The 16,433-nt window shown below is 61.8% G+C and carries 14 protein-coding genes; 7 read left to right on the top strand and 7 right to left on the bottom strand.

Features of this window, described 5'->3' with window-relative positions; genetic code table 11:
- The first annotated feature begins 63 nt into the window (after nucleotides 1–63).
- Complete coding sequence (locus CSQ95_RS01540; protein WP_099408187.1) at nucleotides 64–552, top strand: DUF2938 domain-containing protein; 489 nt, start codon at nucleotides 64–66, stop codon at nucleotides 550–552.
- A gap of 9 nt (nucleotides 553–561) precedes the next feature.
- On the opposite strand, the gene CSQ95_RS01535 is transcribed toward CSQ95_RS01540, so the two are convergent.
- Entirely contained in the window at nucleotides 562–2,991 is a 2,430-nt protein-coding gene (locus tag CSQ95_RS01535; protein WP_099408186.1) for a DUF3772 domain-containing protein, read from the bottom strand.
- Nucleotides 2,992–3,259: 268 nt separating this feature from the next.
- Here CSQ95_RS01535 and CSQ95_RS01530 point away from each other — a divergent pair, with 268 nt between their 5' ends.
- From CSQ95_RS01530 to CSQ95_RS01520, 3 genes are all read left to right on the top strand, one after another.
- Complete coding sequence (locus CSQ95_RS01530) at nucleotides 3,260–4,930, top strand: methyl-accepting chemotaxis protein (RefSeq protein WP_099408185.1); 1,671 nt, start codon at nucleotides 3,260–3,262, stop codon at nucleotides 4,928–4,930.
- Nucleotides 4,931–5,074: 144 nt separating this feature from the next.
- Nucleotides 5,075–5,404, top strand: a complete 330-nt coding sequence (locus tag CSQ95_RS01525) for a helix-turn-helix transcriptional regulator (RefSeq protein WP_099408184.1) — start codon at nucleotides 5,075–5,077, stop codon at nucleotides 5,402–5,404.
- On the top strand, nucleotides 5,391–6,635 hold the full coding sequence (locus tag CSQ95_RS01520; protein WP_099408183.1) for a type II toxin-antitoxin system HipA family toxin: 1,245 nt from the start codon (nucleotides 5,391–5,393) through the stop codon (nucleotides 6,633–6,635). The genes CSQ95_RS01525 and CSQ95_RS01520 overlap by 14 nt, the downstream gene beginning before the upstream one ends.
- 33 nt (nucleotides 6,636–6,668) lie before the next feature.
- Here CSQ95_RS01520 and CSQ95_RS01515 read toward each other — a convergent pair whose 3' ends face one another.
- The 3 genes from CSQ95_RS01515 to msuE form a co-directional block, all read right to left on the bottom strand.
- Nucleotides 6,669–7,694, bottom strand: coding sequence for a methionine synthase (locus tag CSQ95_RS01515; protein ID WP_099408182.1), 1,026 nt, complete (start codon nucleotides 7,692–7,694; stop codon nucleotides 6,669–6,671).
- Between the two features lie 24 nt (nucleotides 7,695–7,718).
- Nucleotides 7,719–8,699, bottom strand: coding sequence for a DUF1852 domain-containing protein (locus CSQ95_RS01510; protein ID WP_099408181.1), 981 nt, complete (start codon nucleotides 8,697–8,699; stop codon nucleotides 7,719–7,721).
- 70 nt (nucleotides 8,700–8,769) lie between these two features.
- Nucleotides 8,770–9,351: an FMN reductase gene (gene msuE, locus CSQ95_RS01505; protein ID WP_099408180.1), complete on the bottom strand. Its 582-nt coding sequence runs from the start codon at nucleotides 9,349–9,351 to the stop codon at nucleotides 8,770–8,772.
- A gap of 129 nt (nucleotides 9,352–9,480) precedes the next feature.
- Here msuE and CSQ95_RS01500 point away from each other — a divergent pair, with 129 nt between their 5' ends.
- Nucleotides 9,481–10,380: a LysR family transcriptional regulator gene (locus CSQ95_RS01500; RefSeq protein WP_099408179.1), complete on the top strand. Its 900-nt coding sequence runs from the start codon at nucleotides 9,481–9,483 to the stop codon at nucleotides 10,378–10,380.
- Between the two features lie 27 nt (nucleotides 10,381–10,407).
- Here CSQ95_RS01500 and CSQ95_RS01495 read toward each other — a convergent pair whose 3' ends face one another.
- Nucleotides 10,408–10,749 (bottom strand): hypothetical protein, encoded by a 342-nt coding sequence (locus CSQ95_RS01495; RefSeq protein ID WP_218963562.1) that lies wholly within the window; start codon nucleotides 10,747–10,749, stop codon nucleotides 10,408–10,410.
- A 208-nt stretch (nucleotides 10,750–10,957) separates the two neighbouring features.
- Nucleotides 10,958–12,787 (bottom strand): glutamine--fructose-6-phosphate transaminase (isomerizing), encoded by a 1,830-nt coding sequence (gene glmS, locus CSQ95_RS01490; protein WP_070288915.1) that lies wholly within the window; start codon nucleotides 12,785–12,787, stop codon nucleotides 10,958–10,960.
- Between the two features lie 161 nt (nucleotides 12,788–12,948).
- Here glmS and CSQ95_RS01485 point away from each other — a divergent pair, with 161 nt between their 5' ends.
- Nucleotides 12,949–13,422 (top strand): Lrp/AsnC family transcriptional regulator, encoded by a 474-nt coding sequence (locus CSQ95_RS01485; RefSeq protein WP_070217697.1) that lies wholly within the window; start codon nucleotides 12,949–12,951, stop codon nucleotides 13,420–13,422.
- Between the two features lie 652 nt (nucleotides 13,423–14,074).
- Here the strand turns inward: CSQ95_RS01485 and glmU are convergent.
- Nucleotides 14,075–15,451 carry a bifunctional UDP-N-acetylglucosamine diphosphorylase/glucosamine-1-phosphate N-acetyltransferase GlmU gene (glmU, locus tag CSQ95_RS01480; protein ID WP_099408178.1) on the bottom strand — a complete coding sequence of 459 codons (1,377 nt, stop codon included), beginning with the start codon at nucleotides 15,449–15,451 and terminating at the stop codon, nucleotides 14,075–14,077.
- Between the two features lie 26 nt (nucleotides 15,452–15,477).
- Between glmU and CSQ95_RS01475 the strand changes: the two genes are divergently transcribed.
- Entirely contained in the window at nucleotides 15,478–16,383 is a 906-nt protein-coding gene (locus CSQ95_RS01475) for a DUF6279 family lipoprotein (protein ID WP_180278922.1), read from the top strand.
- Nucleotides 16,384–16,433 lie beyond the last annotated feature (50 nt).

Below are 16,433 nucleotides of genomic sequence, written 5' to 3'. Positions count from 1 at the left end.
TGACACGATGCTAGCACCCTTATAACATTCAAGCAATCAATTGAATGTTATAAGGGAGACACGATGCAAATACTCTGGCTCGATGCCCTGGCGATCGGCGTGGGCGCGACGGCAGTGATGGATGTGTGGGCGGTGGCATTAAAGCGCTTCTGGTGCATACCCTCGCTGAACTTGGCGATGGTGGGACGCTGGCTCGGCCATCTTCCGCGCGGTACCTTCACCCACGTCAACATCGCCCAGGCGGCGCCCGTGCGCGATGAAGCCATCCTGGGCTGGACGGCCCATTACGTGATCGGCGTGCTGTTTGCGGCCGTGCTGCTGGCGCTGGTGGGACAGGAGTGGGTGCAAAGGCCGACGTTCGCGCCGGCCTTGCTGGCGGGCCTGGTGAGCGTGGCCGCGCCGTTTTGCATCTTGCAGCCGGGCATGGGTGCCGGCCTGGCCGCCAGCAAGACGCCGCATCCGGCGGCCGCCCGACTGCGCAGCCTGATGGCCCACACGGCGTTCGGCATCGGCCTGTACCTGGCGGCCCTGCTGTGGTCGACCGTGCGCTGACTTGTCCGGCTAGCTCGTCAGCGGCGGCACGGGCGCCGGTGCCGGTGCGGCGGCCACCGCTGACATGGCCGGCGCCTCGGGCTGCGCCGGCAAGGTGCTCAGCACCATCGTGCTGGGCTTGGCGATCGCGATGTGCGCATCGTCCAGGCGCTTGAGCAGTTCGAACAGCAGCGCGCTGCGGATGCCCGATGTCAGGCGCGGCGACGAGGCAAAGCCGGTGGCGTTGAACAACAACAGGCCATTGTCGATGCCATCGAGCTGTACGCTGGGCGCCGGCGTATCGAGCACGTCGGGATTGTCGACAAAGACGGACAGGATCAGCGCGCGCGCCTCCTGCGCATCCGTGCCCAGCGGCAGCGGCAGCTTGACTTGCACCAGACCCAGCGGATTGGCCAGCGTGACATTGCGCACCGTCTTGGTAATGAATTCCGAATTCGGCACGATCACTGTCGAACGGTCGCTCAGCTGAATTTCCGTGGCGCGCACATTGATGCGGCGGATATCGCCCTCCACGCCGCCGAGCGAGACCCAGTCGCCCACTTTCACAGGGCGCTCGGCCAGCAGGATCAAGCCGGAAACGAAGTTCTGCACCACCGCCTGCAGGCCGAAACCGATACCCACCGACAAGGCCGACGCCACCCAGGCGATGCGTTCCAGGCCGATGCCGGCCGCCGACAGGGCCAGCGCCACGGCCAGCACGCCGCCGATGTAGCCGAACAGGGTGATGAACGATACTTGCATGCCGGTATCGAGATTGGTGGTCGGCAAATAACTGTTTTGCAGCCAGCGCTTGAACAGGCCCAGCGCGATAAAGCCCACGACCAGCACCAGCAGCGCCTGGATCATGGCGGCCGGGCGGATCGCCACCTCGCCGATGGCCAGGCCATCCTGCAGCTTGCCCACGCGTTGGAACAGCTCGCCCGGACCTTCGCCAAACGGCGCCAGCAGCAGCATCAGGGCCAGCAGCACGACGATGGCGCGGCCGATGCCCGACAGCAGCACGGCCGCCTGGTCGCGCGCCTTGGGCGTGGCCAGCACAGGATGGGCGGCGTCCGGCGGCGGCGGGGTCGAGGCCAGCAGCATGCAGATATCGTCGACCAGCACCGTCAGCAGATAGGTGCTGCACAGCACCACGATGACCCAGGCGATTTGCTTGGCAATAAAACTGCCGAACGCCACATAGCCGACCAGCAAGCTGATGACGCTCGATGCCAGCGCCAGCCACAGCAGCACCGTGACGCAGCGCAGCCACAGCGGCGTGACCAGGGTGGCGGGATCGGCCTCGCGCAACTGGCGCCAGCAGCGCTCGGCGCGCATCAGGCCGTAGGCGATGGTCGTGCTCATCACCAGAGCGACGATGCAGTTGACGGCCACGGCCGTCGACAGACCCGCATTGATGACGATGGTGACCCGTTCCGTGGCCCACACGAGCACGACGATGAAGGAAAACATCGATGGAAAATTGCGCATGCGGTGCGCCAGCGCATCGGGCAGGGGCAGCAAGCGCCACGATACACGGCGCGGCGACAGCAGCGCGTGGCCGAGCCCTGCCGTAAAGCCGGCAAAACAGATGATGCCGATCAAGCTGCTGAGGAAAGTCGAGGTTTTTTCGGACAGACCGCCATCCCAGCGCAGCCCCATGGCCAGCAATTCGGCCACCAGGCCCGGCGTGGCCGCCGCCAGCACCAGCACGGCCAGCGCATGCAGCGAACGGCGCAAACGGCCATGCGGCACGCGCGTGGCCGTGATCACCAGCAGATAGCGCGAAGCCCAGACGCTGGCGCCGAACACGGCCACGATGCCGGCCAACAAGCCACCCCAGGCCGACCACGGCGTGGCGCTTGCCGCGTTCGTCAATTCCCCCTCCAGCGCCCGCAGGCGCTGCAGATTCTGCGGCAATTCCGCATGCAGTTGCTTCCAGAACGAACCGGCCAGTATTGACGCCGTGCGTTCACCCAGGCGCGCCTGCAACTGCGCGCGGCGCACCGTCGACACCTGCTCCGACGCCTGCGTCGCTTCCACGGCCAGCAAGCGCGCCAATTTCACCTGCGCATCGAGCGCGCTGCTGGTGCGGTCCAGCTGGCTGCGCTGGGCCGCCACGTCGGGGGCGTCTTTCGTGCCCGCCGCCGGCTTGCCCAGCTCGGCCAGCCGCGCCTGCACGCTCGACAGCGTGGGCACGAGCGCATCGGCCACCTTGTCGGCCTCGGCGCTGGCCGCCAGCGCATCGGCGCGCATCTGCGACAGAGTCGCGTCATCGAGTTCCGCCTCGCCATCGAGCGCCTTCTGGATGGTTGTAATCTGCTTGCGCAAGCCATCGAGGCGCTGGTCGGCCGTGGCGGCGTCATCGACGGGTTGCGCCCAGGCGGGCGGCGCGGTCAATGAGCACGCCAGCAGCAAGGCCAGCAGGAAGGGGAAGCAACGGAGACGGAAAGAAGTCATGCGGACCTATGGCTGAAAATGAGAAAAACGGCCGGATTGGCAGCGGCGCCAGTCATGGCGTGCGGCCCGGCGGGTGCCTGCCAATATAGCTGAAAACGCGCGCAAGCCGCAGGATAGGCGGAACTGGCGTGTACCCCGAGGCGCGACTAGGCATATTGCCCTATGGAAATATCATTCAAAAAGGTCTAGGATCGTCGTCCGCTTGGCGGCGCGGCCCCCAATCCGCAGCCGCCGACCTTTTCACCATTCCCTCCGTATTGAGACAGCCATGAAGTTTTTATCCCACCTGACCATCGGCACACGCCTCGCCACAGGCTTTGGCGCCATCGGCGCCATGCTGATCATCATCTCTTGCCTGGGCATTGCCATGCTGGGCAAGATCAACCAGGGCACCGGCCACATCGTGCATGACAGCATGCCCAAGATTGCGCTCGCCAACAGCGTGTCGGCCAACATCAACGACATCGCCATTGCCCTGCGCAACATGATGCTCAGCGCCGATCCCGCCGACCAGCGCAAGCAGACCGACGCCATCCTGGCCGCGCGCCAGGCGGCGGCCGGCAATCTCGGCAAGCTCGCCAGCATGCTCGATTCCGAGCGCGAACGCGCCTTGCTGGCGAAGATGAACGACGCCAACATCCGCTACGCGCAGGGGCAGGAGGTGCTGCTGGCGCTGATCAAAAGCGGTACGCCGGACGACAGCAGCGCCTACCTGTACGGCCAGCTGCGCCCCGTCTTGCTTGTCTACAAGCAGTTGATTGCCGAACAAATCAGCTTGCAAAACACCCTGGCCACCACGGCGGGCGACAACGCCAACACCACCTATGCCAATACACGCACCTTGCTGATCGGCATGTCGCTGGCGGCGCTGGCCATCGCGGCGGCATTGGCATACGGTATCACGCGCTCGATCACCGGTCCCGTCGCCACGGCGCTGCAGGTGGCCAACACGGTGGCCGCGGGCGATTTACGCAGCCGTATCACCGTGCAGTCGAGCGATGAAATGGGGCAACTGTTGCAAGCGCTCAAGCGCATGAACGACAACCTGGCGCACACGGTGGGCACGGTGCGCGCCGGCACGGAAACGATCGCGTCGGCCTCGTCCGAAGTGGCGGCGGGCAGCCTGGACCTGTCTGCGCGCACGGAGCAGCAAGCCAGTTCGCTGGAAGAGACAGCCTCATCCATGGAAGAGCTGACCTCGACCGTCAAGCAGAATGCCGACAATGCGCGCCAGGCGCACGTGCTGGCTGACACGGCCTCGGGCGTGGCGCAGCGCGGCGGCGCCGTCATCGCGCAAGTGGTGGCGACCATGCGACAAATCGACGCCTCGTCAAACAAGATTGCCGACATCATCGGCGTCATTGACGGCATCGCCTTCCAGACCAACATTCTGGCCTTGAACGCGGCCGTGGAAGCGGCGCGCGCGGGTGAGCAGGGCCGCGGCTTTGCCGTGGTGGCCACGGAAGTGCGCAGCCTGGCGCACCGCTCGGCGGCCGCCGCCAAGGAAATCAAGACCCTGATCGACGACTCGACCCAAAGCGTGGCGGCCGGCAGCGAGCTCGTGCACCAGGCTGGCAGCACCATGCGCGACCTGGTCGACAGCGTGCGCCGCGTTACCGACATCATGCAAGAGATCACCTCGGCCAGCGCGGAACAGACTGCCGGCATCGAGCAAATCAACCAGGCCATCAGCGAGATGGACAACGTCACCCAGCAAAACGCGGCCCTGGTGGAAGAATCGGCAGCGGCCGCCGCCGCCATGCAGGAGCAGGCGGCTACTCTGGCGCAGGTGGTGAGCGCCTTCAAGCTGGAAGCCGGCGCGTCGGCGGCAACCTTGCCAACGCCTGCCGCGCGGCCAGCGACCGGCACGGCAATGCGCGTGAGCGTGAAAGCCGCGCCGCAACGCGCCTGCGCACCGGCGCAGTGGGAGGAATTTTAAAATAGGGCAACGGCGAAAATCATGAACATAAGATTGAGTTTAGTATCATTAAATTCAATTCTATGTTTACTTAAAGATGAAGGACAGTGGACATATTCTTTCAATTAAGGACTACAATATAAAAAATATGTTTACTTCCTTATCATGACAAAACGTGCCCGCCCGGAAGACGCCATGCCGACGCTCGTCAACGAGCGGCTCAGGATATGGGGCCAGTGCGTGCGCAAGCAGCGCGTGCAGCAAAACATCACGGCACGCGACCTGTGCGCCCGCCTCGACATTTCACACCCCACCCTGCAACGCATGGAAAGGGGGGAAGCGTCCGTCAACGTGGGCCTGTTCCTGGCCGCCTTCCACGTGCTCGGCATCCTCGCCATCACGGCGCCGGAACCCGACGCGGTGCTGTGGCAGATGGACAGCGCCAACATCCGCAGCCGCCCCGCCTTGAACGAGGGCGACGATGGCTACTTCTAGCCGTCCCTTGTTTGTCTATCTGCAGCGGCCCGACAACGGCGCGTGGGTAGTGGTGGGCCGCTATGTGCTCGATGCGCATACCGGCATCGGTAGCTTTCTGTACGCGCCCAGCTATGCCGATGCAGGCTTGTCCTGGAGCATCGATCCCGTCAATCTGCCTTTTATTCCCGGCGTGCAACACCTGGCGCGACGCTATGACGGCCTGCATGACGTGCTGCGCGACGCGAGTCCGGATTCCTGGGGGCAGATGCTGATACGCCGCGCACACCAGCTGGGCGAAAAAGCCACGGCCATCGAGTTCCTGCGCCTGTCGGGCAATGGCGACCGCTGGGGTGCGCTGGCTGTGGGCGACACGCCCAAACCAAACATAGCGCAGCTGGCCAGCCCCACGCTGCATCGCCTGGACGCGCTGGTGCAGGAACTGCTGGCCATCGCGGAAAGCCGGCCGCCACTCAATGCGCCCTTGCGCAAGCGCCTGTTCGCCACCCCGAGCATGGGCGGCGCACGCCCGAAGGCCACGGTGCGGGACGGCGAAGACTATTGGCTGGTGAAACCGGGCCTGATGACCGATACGGTCGACCTGGCGCTGCTGGAATACGCGACCATGCAATGGGGCAAGGCGGCCGGCCTGCGTTTCGCCGACACGCGCCACCATGCATTGACGGCCGAACGCAGCGTCGTGCGCATCCTGCGTTACGACCGGCGCGGCGCGCAACGCGTCATGACGGCCAGCGCCGCTTCGCTGCTGCAAGTGCAATATCCGCCGGTGGACGCGGCCGACAGCGATGGCGCCAGCTATCCCCGCCTGGCCGAAGAACTCCGGCGCATCGGCGCGCCGCCGGAAGACGGCATCGAGCTGTTCGGCCGCATGGTCTTCAACGGTGTCGTCGGCAACAACGACGATCATCCGCGCAACCACGCCGTGCTGTTCGACCTGGATGAACAGCGCTGGCGCCTCTCGCCCGCGTTCGATGTCGTGCCGGATACGGAAGACGACCCGCAAACGCTGGTCATGCAAGTGAGCGCCGGCCGCCGCGACATCACGCGCGACGCCATGCTGCGCGATCACACCCGTTTCGGCTTCGCCACGCGCCTGCAGGCAGAGGAGCATGTCGATGCCTTACTTGTGCGCATCGCCGAAGCTTTTGCGCAGGCGGCGCCGCTGCTGAACGGGGCCTTGCGGGCACGGATGGCGGAGCGCTTGCGGGTGATGCTGGTACGACTGGCTTAGGCGAAATCGGGTTTGCGGTATTTTCCCAGTCTGCTAGGAGATTTCTCTGCGGATGATGTCCGCGCCCGCGCTAAGCGCATGCAATTTCCCTCTTGCCACGCCACGCGCCAAGGGCGCCATGCCACAGTTGGTGCTAGGGTAGAGCTTGTCGGCATCGACAAAGCGCAGCGCCTTGCGCAGGGTGTTGGCCACTTCCTCCGGCGTTTCAATGGCATTGCTTGCCACGTCGATGGCCCCGACCATCACTTTTTTGCCGCGTATGAGTTCGATCAGGTCGATGGGCACACGCGAGTTGTGGCATTCCAGCGAGATGATGTCGATATTCGACTGCTGCAGCTTGGGGAACGATTCCTCATATTGACGCCACTCGGACCCCAGCGTATTTTTCCAGTCCGTATTGGCCTTGATGCCGTAGCCATAGCAAATATGCACGGCCGTTTCGCATTTGAGGCCTTCGATCGCCCGCTCCAGGGTGGCGATGCCCCAATCGTTCACTTCATCAAAGAACACATTGAAAGCGGGTTCGTCAAACTGGATGATGTCGACGCCGGCCGCCTCCAGTTCCCGCGCTTCCTGATTGAGGATCATGGCGAATTCCCAGGCCAGTTTTTCGCGGCTTTTATAGTGGCTGTCATACAGCGTATCGATCATCGTCATCGGACCTGGCAGCGCCCATTTGATCGGCTGCGTGGTCTGCTGACGTAAAAATCTGGCGTCGTCCACAAACACCGGCTTGGTGCGGCTCACGGCGCCCACGACGGTCGGCACGCTCGCATCGTAGCGGTCACGAATCCGGACGGTCTCGCGTTTGTCAAAATCCACGCCGCTCAGATGCTCGATAAACGTGGTGACAAAATGCTGGCGGGTCTGCTCGCCATCGCTGACGATATCGATGCCTGCCTGCTGCTGTTCCTGCAGCGACAAGCGCAAGGCATCCTGTTTGCCCTCGATTAACTCCTCGTCCTGTAATTTCCACGGCGACCAGAGTTTTTCAGGCTGCGCCAGCCAGGAAGGTTTGGGCAAGCTGCCGGCGGTTGAAGTAGGCAATAATTTTTTCATGATCAGCGATTTCGTGTATTGGGATTAATCAGCGAGCGTGGCGGCAGCCCATTGTTCAAGAACATGCTTGTACGGCTTGATGAAGTGCTCTTCCGTATATTTGCCCTGCTTGACAGCCAGCTGGCTGCGCTCTTCCCGGTCATAGACAATTTGCGTCAACGAATAATCCTGATTCTTCAGGCTGGGCTGATAGCATTTCCCCGCCGCGGCATTGGCGTTGTAGATTTCGGGCCGGTAAATCTTTTGAAAGGTTTCCATCGTGCTGATGGTGGCGATCAGCTCCAGATTGCTGTAGTCGGCCAGCAGGTCGCCGATAAAATAAAACGCCAGCGGCGCGGCACTGTTTGGCGGCATGAAATAGCGCACCTGCATGCCCATTTTCTCGAAATAGGCATCCGTCGAGGAGAACTCGTTTTGCTGATACTCGACGCCCAGGATGGGGTGCTGATTTTCCGTGCGCTGATAGGTCTTGCTGCTCGAAGCGCTGAGGCAGATGACCGGCGGCTTGCTGAAACGCTCTTGATAAGCATCGGATCTGACAAAGTGCTTGAACAGCTTGCCATGAAAATCGCCGAAATCATCCGGTGCACTGAATGCGGATTGATTGTTGTTGTGCTCTGGCAGCACCACGCTGAAGTCGTAATCGCGCACGTAAGAGGAGAAGTTATTCCCCGCAATGCCCTCGATGCGTTGGCCGGTTTTTTTATCGATGATATTCGGCTTCAATATCTCGATCAGCGGGATATTGCCGCCTTTGACATCGATATTCAACTCGACGGAAATGATTTCGAGCTCGACCGAGTAGCGGTCTGCCTTCGGGTTGTCCCAATGCGCCAGGCTGTTGAAGCGGCTGTCGATCATTTTCAGGGTGTTGCGCAAGTTCTCCTGGCGGCTCTTTCCCCTGGCCAGATTGGCAAAGTTGGTCGTCAGGCGCGTAGTGTCCGATGGATGATAGTTTTCATCGAAAACAATGCTCTTGATGCTGAATACAAAATCGTTGCTCATGGTGTTCTGCTGTCCTGAATTCTGCGAAAAGATGAATGTGTTGCTTGCTTGGTACCCGCGGTGAAGCGTCTCAGGCTACGGCCAGCTCGTCAGCCGTGGCCGAGCTCGCATGGCGCGTCAATGCGATCAAGGGCAAGGCCCGTTGCACCGCCAGTGCGGCCCGCTGGAGCAGCGCCTCGTCCTGCAGACGGTAGTCGAGGAAATCCTTGTCGGTCGCATAGACGCCCAGCGGCAAGGTGCGTGCCTGGAAAAAGCTGAACAGGGGCCGCAGCTGGTGATCGATCATCAGGGCATGGCGCTCGCTGCCGCCGGTGGCCGCCAGCAGGATGGGCTTGTCGACCAAGGCGTCCTGATGAATGAAGTCGAAGAAGTGCTTGAACAGTCCCGTGTAGGCGCCGCGATAGACCGGGGTTGCCACCACCACGATGTCGGCTTGCTCGACCGCCGCAAGTTCCCGCTCCACCGTCTCGGGCAACTGCGAGCGCCAGACGGCGCCGGCCAGCTGCGGCGCCAGCTGACCCAGTTCGACCAGGCGTTGTTCGCACAGCACTTCGTCGGCGATCAGGTCCATCAGGTGTTCGGCCAGGGCTGCCGCCTTGGAAGGGCGTTGCAGCCCACCGGAAACGGCGACTATACGCAATGGACGTGTCATGGTTGCTTTCATAGGGAGTGATGCGCGAAGGCCTAGTAAATGCCGGCAACAGGGAAGTGGATGATAGCGGGAGGAATCGATGAAGTATAATGGTCATATTTCATACATCCATGAATATGGCTCATTCCAATGCTTGAACGCATCCACCTCAGCATCGTCCAGCAAGTCGAAAAACAGGGGTCGTTGACGGCCGCCGCAGGCGTGCTGCACCTGACCCAGTCGGCCCTGAGCCACAGCATGAAGAAGCTGGAGCAGCAACTGGGCACCGACGTCTGGCTGCGCGAAGGGAGAAATTTGCGCCTGACGCAGGCCGGCCAGTATCTGCTGGCGGTGGCGAACCGGGTGCTGCCGCAACTGGACCTGGCCGAAGAGCGCCTGGGCCAGTTCGCGCAGGGCGAGCGCGGTGCGTTGCGCATCGGCATGGAATGCCACCCCTGCTACCAATGGCTGCTCAAAGTGGTGTCGCCGTATCTGACCGCATGGCCCGACGTGGATGTGGACGTCAAGCAAAAGTTCCAGTTCGGCGGCATCGGCGCGCTATTCGGCTACGAAATCGACCTGCTGGTCACGCCCGACCCGCTGTACAAGCCGGGGCTGACATTCGAACCCGTGTTCGACTACGAGCAGGTGCTCGTCGTGGCCAAGGGCCATGCGCTAGCTGGGGCGGCGTATGTGCAGCCCCGGCAACTGACGCAGGAAGTGCTCATCAGCTACCCCGTCGACATCGAGCGCCTGGATATTTACAATCAATTCCTCTTGCCGGCCGGTGTCACGCCCAAGCGCCACAAAGCCATCGAAACGACCGACATCATGCTGCAGATGGTGGCCAGCGGCCGCGGCGTGGCCGCCCTGCCGCGCTGGCTGGTCGAGGAATACGCGGCCAAGATGGACGTGGTGCCCGTGCGCCTGGGCGCGCGCGGCATCGCCAAGCAGATCTTCCTGGGCGCACGCGAGACGGACACGGCCATCGACTACGTGCGGGCCTTCATCGCACTGGCGCGCCAGCCTGTCGTTGCGCAAGGAAGCTAAGCACGCACGCCTGTTCACTGGGGCCGGCTACCGCGCGCCTTCCATGGCTTCCACGGTGTCGAAAATATGCGCCAGCGCGCTTTCCATGGCGCCGGCCGTAGCGTCGCCGCTCTGGTTGGTGATGATGAAGACGCCAAGCTGATACTTGGGAACGACGTAGGCGTAGCTTTGCGCACGCGGCACGCCGCCATGGTGGACATAATGCGTGCCCAACTGGCGATTGTTGCCGATGTTCCAGAAATAGCCGATGCTGAAGTCGTCCTGAAAGCGGACCAGCGGCTGGTGCGATTCGACGACGGCAGGATGGGCGCGGTCTGGCGCATGGCCGCAGGAATATCGTGCGCAGGTGCCGTGGCTGCGGGCTTGCAAGCTGCCAGCACGAGTGTCATTCCAGTCATGATTGCGGCGAGTTTGGTCATCATGCGCACCATCGAAGGGGGACGGGCATTCTCGCACAATGGCTTCGGCGGCGGCAGAAAAAAGTCACGCGCATGGTTTTTCCAGACTAAAAGAAAACGCCACCCGGAGGTGGCGTTTTCTTTCTATTCCCGGCGGCCCGGGGCGGCCCCCGCCCGGCTTACTCCACAGTCACCGACTTGGCCAGATTCCTTGGCTTGTCCACATCCGTGCCGCGCGCCAGTGCCGTGTGGTACGCCAGCAATTGCAGCGCGACCACGTGCAGGATCGGCGACAAATCGCCGTAGTGCTCGGGCAGGCGGATCACGTGCAGGCCTTCGCCGGAGCTGATGCGCGAGTCGACGTCGGCGAAGACGTACAGCTGGCCGCCGCGGGCGCGTACTTCCTGCATGTTCGATTTCAGCTTTTCGATCAGGGCGTCGTTCGGCGCGATGGTGACGACGGGCATTTCATTCGTCACCAGGGCCAGCGGGCCGTGCTTCAGTTCACCGGCCGGATACGCTTCGGCGTGGATGTACGAGATTTCCTTCAGTTTCAACGCGCCTTCCAGGGCGATCGGGTAGTGCATGCCGCGGCCCAGGAAGAGGGCGTTTTCCTTGCGCGCGAATTCTTCGGACCAGGCGATGATCTGCGGTTCCAGCGCCAGCACGGACGCGATGGCGACGGGCAGGTGGCGCATGGCTTTCAGGTGCGCCGCTTCCTGCTCTTCGGACAGGTGACCGTTGACTTGCGCCAGGCACAGGGTCAGCAGGAACAGGCCGGCCAGCTGCGTCGTAAACGCCTTGGTCGACGCCACGCCCACTTCCACGCCGGCGCGCGTGATGTAGGCCAGCGCGCATTCGCGCACCATGGCGCTGGTGGCCACGTTGCAGATGGTCAGGGTGTGCTGCATGCCCAGGCTGCGCGCATGTTTCAGGGCGGCCAGGGTGTCAGCCGTTTCGCCGCTTTGCGAAATGGTCACGACCAGGGTGTTCGGATGCGGCACGCTGTCGCGGTAGCGGTATTCGCTGGCCACTTCCACGCTGACGGGCACCTTGGCGATCGACTCGATCCAGTACTTGGCCGTCATGCCCGCATACGAGCTGGTGCCGCAGGCGAGGATCAGCACGCGGTCGATCTGCTTGAAGATTTTATACGCGTCGTCGCCGAACAGTTCCGGCATGATGCCCGTCACGCCTTCGAGCGTGTCGCCGATGGCGCGCGGCTGCTCGAAGATTTCCTTCTGCATGTAGTGGCGGTACGGGCCCAGCTCGGCCGCGCCCGTGTGGGCGTGCACGGTTTTCACTTCGCGCTCGACGGGCTTGCCGTCGACGTCGACGATCCAGCAGCGCGACAATTGCAGGTCGACCACGTCGCCTTCTTCCAGGTAGATGATCTGGTCCGTCGTACCGGCCAGCGCCATGGCGTCCGACGCGACAAAGTTTTCACCATTGCCCAGGCCGACGATCAGGGGCGAGCCCTGGCGCGCGGCCACCACGCGGTGCGGCTCGTCGCGGCAGAAGACGGCGATCGCATACGCGCCGTCGAGGCGTTTCACGGCCTGCTGCACGGTCTCGAACAGGTCGCCGTTATACATGTGCTCGACCAGGTGGGCGATCACTTCCGTGTCCGTCTGGCTCTGGAAGACGTAACCGAGGGCCGTCAGTTCGGCGCGCAGTTCGTCATGGTTTTCGATGATGCCGTTATGCACCAGTGCCACGCGGGCGTTCTCTTCCGTCGGGGAAAAGTGCGGATGGGCATTGAACGAGACCGGGGCGCCATGCGTGGCCCAGCGCGTGTGGGCGATGCCCGTAAAACCGCTCAAGCCTTCTTCGGCGATCTGCTTTTCCAGCTCGGCCACACGCGCGGTGGAACGCGAACGCTGCAGCCGGCCATCCGCATGCAGGGCGATGCCGCAGGAATCGTAGCCGCGGTATTCCAGGCGCTTCAAGCCTTCGACCAGAATGGGAGTGATATTACGTTGCGCTACCGCGCCGACGATGCCGCACATGGAAACCTCTGTCTAAAATTTAATCAATGCACGCATGCTAATGCAGAGTGCATGAAATATGCTTTCTAAATCCGTATATTTTTGACTGAATATTTCATGACTATTTCACGGTGAAATATTATTTCATTTATACTCGATATATTTTCTAATTCATCAAAATCATGAGCGAGCACAATATTACCCTCGATGAAATCGATCGTCGCATCCTGAATGCCCTGCAAATTGATGCGTCGCAAACCAACAGCGAGCTGGCGCAAGCGGTACACGTCTCGGCGCCCACATGTTTGCGGCGGGTCAAACATTTACGGGAAAGCGGCGTCATCGAGCGGCAAGTGGCCATCGTCGCGCCGCAGCTGGTGGGCGCGCGCCTGACGGCCATTGTGGAAATCACGCTCGACGTGCAGGCGGCGGAGCGCATGGCCGAATTCGAGCAACTCGTGGCGGACGAGCCCGCCGTGCTGCAATGCTACCGCGTCTCGCCCGGGCCCGACTTCGTGCTGATGGTGCAGGTTGCCGACATGCCCGCCTACCACGCGCTGGCGCACCGCCTGTTCGCCGCGCACGCGAATGTGCGCAACGTAAAAAGCTATTTTTCCACGTTTCGCAGCAAGTTCGAGACCCGCATCGCGGTATAAATCCGGTTGGCAGAGAAGTTATCCCCGCTTATCCCAGCCTTTTCGCCCGCTTATGCACAAGCTTATCCACAGTATGAAAATCGTGGATTTCCACGGCCGCCGCCATCCAGCCGCGCATGAGGCCTCTGAATAAATAGACATCAGCTCCCGGACAAAACTTATCCCGGCTTATCCAACGCTTGCCCACGCTTTAATCACAGGCTTTTGCACAGCTTTACCCACAGCCAGGCTTTACAAATTTGTCTTAAATACCCTTGTAATACAATGACTTATAAGTTATTCATGACTTATTCGCCAATTACGCACAAGCTTATCCACAATCCAGGCAGGCAAAAATCTGAGGCTACTTTCGTAGTCTGCGAGACGAGCGCGTCTGCTCGGGCACCAAACTTCGCCAGATAACTTATCCCATCTTTCCCACAGGTTTTTCACCATTTATACGCAACTTATACCGGGCTTATCCATCACTTGTCCGCCTGCTTGTTCACATGTTTATCCACACACCAAAATACAGCAGAAATACTTGATGCAAATAAAGCTGCAACTTATCCCGGGTTACCAGCCAGCTTTCCACAGGATTATCCACAGGCGTAAAAAAACGCCGCCAGCCCGGACAGGCTGGCGGCGTCATGCCGGGTGAGGGCGGACTCGCTTACTTGGGGATTTTCACCGGACGCGTCCAGCCGTCGATGGTCACCTGGCGCGCGCGCGACACCGTCAGCTTGCCGGCCGGCGCATCCTTCGACAAGGTCGTGCCGGCGCCCAGGGTGGCGCCCTTGCCGACGGTGACGGGCGCGATCAGCTGGCTGTCGCTGCCAATGAAGGCGTCGTCTTCAATCACCGTGCGGAACTTGTTCACGCCATCATAGTTGCAGGTGATCGTGCCGGCGCCGATGTTGACCTTCGAGCCGATGGTGGCGTCGCCGATGTAGGCCAGGTGGTTGGCCTTACTGTGCGCGGCGATCTGGCTGTTTTTCACTTCGACGAAGTTACCGACGTGCACGTCTTCCGCCAGGACCGTGCCCGGGCGCAGGCGCGCGTAAGGGCCGATGATGGAAGCGGCGCCGACGACGGCGTCCTCGAGATGGCAGAACGGCTTGATGTGCGCGCCGGCGGCCACGGTGGCATTGATGATGACGTTGTTGGCGCCCACGCGCACGCCGTCGCCCAGTTCCACGCGGCCTTCGAACACGCAGCCGACGTCGATGGTGACATCGCGGCCGCAAATGAGTTCGCCGCGCACGTCGATACGGGCCGGGTCCAGCAGGGTCACGCCGCGCTCGAGCAGGGCTTGCGCGATATTGTTCTGGTGGATGCGTTCCAACTGGGCCAGCTGCACCTTGCTGTTGACGCCCGCCACTTCCCACACGGCAGCCGGGTGGGCCGAGGTGACTGCCACGCCGTCGGCGACGGCCTGGGCAACGATATCGGTCAGATAGTATTCCCCTTGGGCATTGTCATTCGACAAGGCCGACAGCCACTGCTTCAGCTGCACGGTGGGCGCGACCATGATGCCGCTGTTGATCTCGCGGATGGCGCGCTCGTCTGGCGTGGCATCCTTTTCCTCGACAATGCGCACGATGGCGCCGTGCTCGCGCACGATGCGGCCCAGGCCGAAGGGATCGTCCTGTTCCACGGTCAGGATGGCCAGCTTGTCCTTGCCGGCCGCCTGCACCAGTTGCTGCAGGGAAGCGGCGCTGGTCAGCGGCACGTCGCCGTACAGGATCAGGGTCGGCACGCTGTCATCCAGCAACGCCACCGCTTGCTGCACGGCATGACCGGTGCCCAGCTGCTGCGTTTGTTCCGCCGCGTCGATCGCCAGATCCTGCTTGGTCTTGTAGCCGTCCAGCAACTTCAGCACCGCTGCGCCCCCATGACCGTAAATCACGCATAATCGGGACGGCGCCAGGACGCGCGCCGTGTCGATGACGTGCGACAACAGCGGCTTGCCCGCCAACGGGTGCAATACCTTGGGCAGTGCCGACTGCATGCGTTTGCCCATACCGGCAGCGAGAATGACAACGTTCATAGACCGTAATTTTATAAGTTAAGAATATGAAAAAGTTTAACACGCAGGCCCCGTCTTCCACGCCCTTCCAGCGGTTTACTTATGCCGTGCTGGCCGTCATGCTTGTCGTCATGGCCGGCTGCAGCGGCTTGCGCCTGGCCTACAACAACGGCGATACCGTGCTGTACTGGTGGCTGAACGCGTATGTCGACCTGGACCGCGACCAGAAGGGCTGGGTGCGCGAAGACATCGACAAGCTGTTCGACTGGCACCGCAAGACGCAATTGAAGGATTACGTGGAAATCCTGCGCACGGGCCAGAAACAGCTGCAAGGCAATATCACGCAGGCAGACCTGATGGCCGACTACAGCGAGATCAAGCAACGCACCCAGGCGCTGCTGCTGAAAGCCACGCCCGAGCTGGCCGACCTGGCCCGCTCGCTCAAGCCCGAGCAGATCACGCAGATGGAAAAGAAGTTCAAGTCGAACAATGAGGATTACCGCAAGAAATACCTGAGCGGCGACCAGGAGAAGCGTCAGAAACTGCGTTACAAGAAAGCCATGGAGCAATTCGAACTGTGGTTCGGCAGCTTCAGCAGCGAGCAGGAAGCCATCATCCGCAAGGCGTCCGACGCGCGTCCGCTGAACAATGAGATCTGGCTCGACGAACGCATGCGGCGCCAGCAGAATGTGTTGACCCTGGTCAAGAAAGTCCACCAAGAAAAACTCGGCAAGGAAGCGGCCGCAGCCTTGATCACGACCCTGATCAAGGACAGTTTCGAGCGCCTGGAACACTCGGAGCGCAAGGCCTTTTTTGACGCCTACGAAAGCAGCACGGCGCAGATGATCTTGACGGTGATCAAGATCGCCACACCGGCGCAAAAAGCCCATGCCGTCAAGCGCATGCAGGGCTGGATCGACGATTTCAATTCCCTGGCCACGCAAGCCAAATAGGCAGGCAGCGCCAGCAGGGGGGGATGGGGCCATATGCTATAGTGGCCGCC

The organism is Janthinobacterium sp. BJB304 (assembly GCF_002735765.1).
GTDB lineage: Bacteria > Pseudomonadota > Gammaproteobacteria > Burkholderiales > Burkholderiaceae_D > Janthinobacterium.
The sequence above is the reverse complement of the archived record's forward strand: the minus strand, read 5'-3'. Positions and strand labels throughout refer to the sequence as shown.

Bases quoted from the DNA above. Each gene is read 5' to 3' on its own strand.
- CSQ95_RS01540 (WP_099408187.1), top strand. From the start codon at position 64: ATGCAAATACTCTGGCTCGATGCCCTGGCGATCGGCGTGGGCGCGACG.
- CSQ95_RS01535 (WP_099408186.1), bottom strand. From the start codon at position 2,991: ATGACTTCTTTCCGTCTCCGTTGCTTCCCCTTCCTGCTGGCCTTGCTG.
- CSQ95_RS01530 (WP_099408185.1), top strand. From the start codon at position 3,260: ATGAAGTTTTTATCCCACCTGACCATCGGCACACGCCTCGCCACAGGC.
- CSQ95_RS01525 (WP_099408184.1), top strand. From the start codon at position 5,075: ATGACAAAACGTGCCCGCCCGGAAGACGCCATGCCGACGCTCGTCAAC.
- CSQ95_RS01520 (WP_099408183.1), top strand. From the start codon at position 5,391: ATGGCTACTTCTAGCCGTCCCTTGTTTGTCTATCTGCAGCGGCCCGAC.
- CSQ95_RS01515 (WP_099408182.1), bottom strand. From the start codon at position 7,694: ATGAAAAAATTATTGCCTACTTCAACCGCCGGCAGCTTGCCCAAACCT.
- CSQ95_RS01510 (WP_099408181.1), bottom strand. From the start codon at position 8,699: ATGAGCAACGATTTTGTATTCAGCATCAAGAGCATTGTTTTCGATGAA.
- msuE (WP_099408180.1), bottom strand. From the start codon at position 9,351: ATGACACGTCCATTGCGTATAGTCGCCGTTTCCGGTGGGCTGCAACGC.
- CSQ95_RS01500 (WP_099408179.1), top strand. From the start codon at position 9,481: ATGCTTGAACGCATCCACCTCAGCATCGTCCAGCAAGTCGAAAAACAG.
- glmS (WP_070288915.1), bottom strand. From the start codon at position 12,787: ATGTGCGGCATCGTCGGCGCGGTAGCGCAACGTAATATCACTCCCATT.
- CSQ95_RS01485 (WP_070217697.1), top strand. From the start codon at position 12,949: ATGAGCGAGCACAATATTACCCTCGATGAAATCGATCGTCGCATCCTG.
- glmU (WP_099408178.1), bottom strand. From the start codon at position 15,451: ATGAACGTTGTCATTCTCGCTGCCGGTATGGGCAAACGCATGCAGTCG.
- CSQ95_RS01475 (WP_180278922.1), top strand. From the start codon at position 15,478: ATGAAAAAGTTTAACACGCAGGCCCCGTCTTCCACGCCCTTCCAGCGG.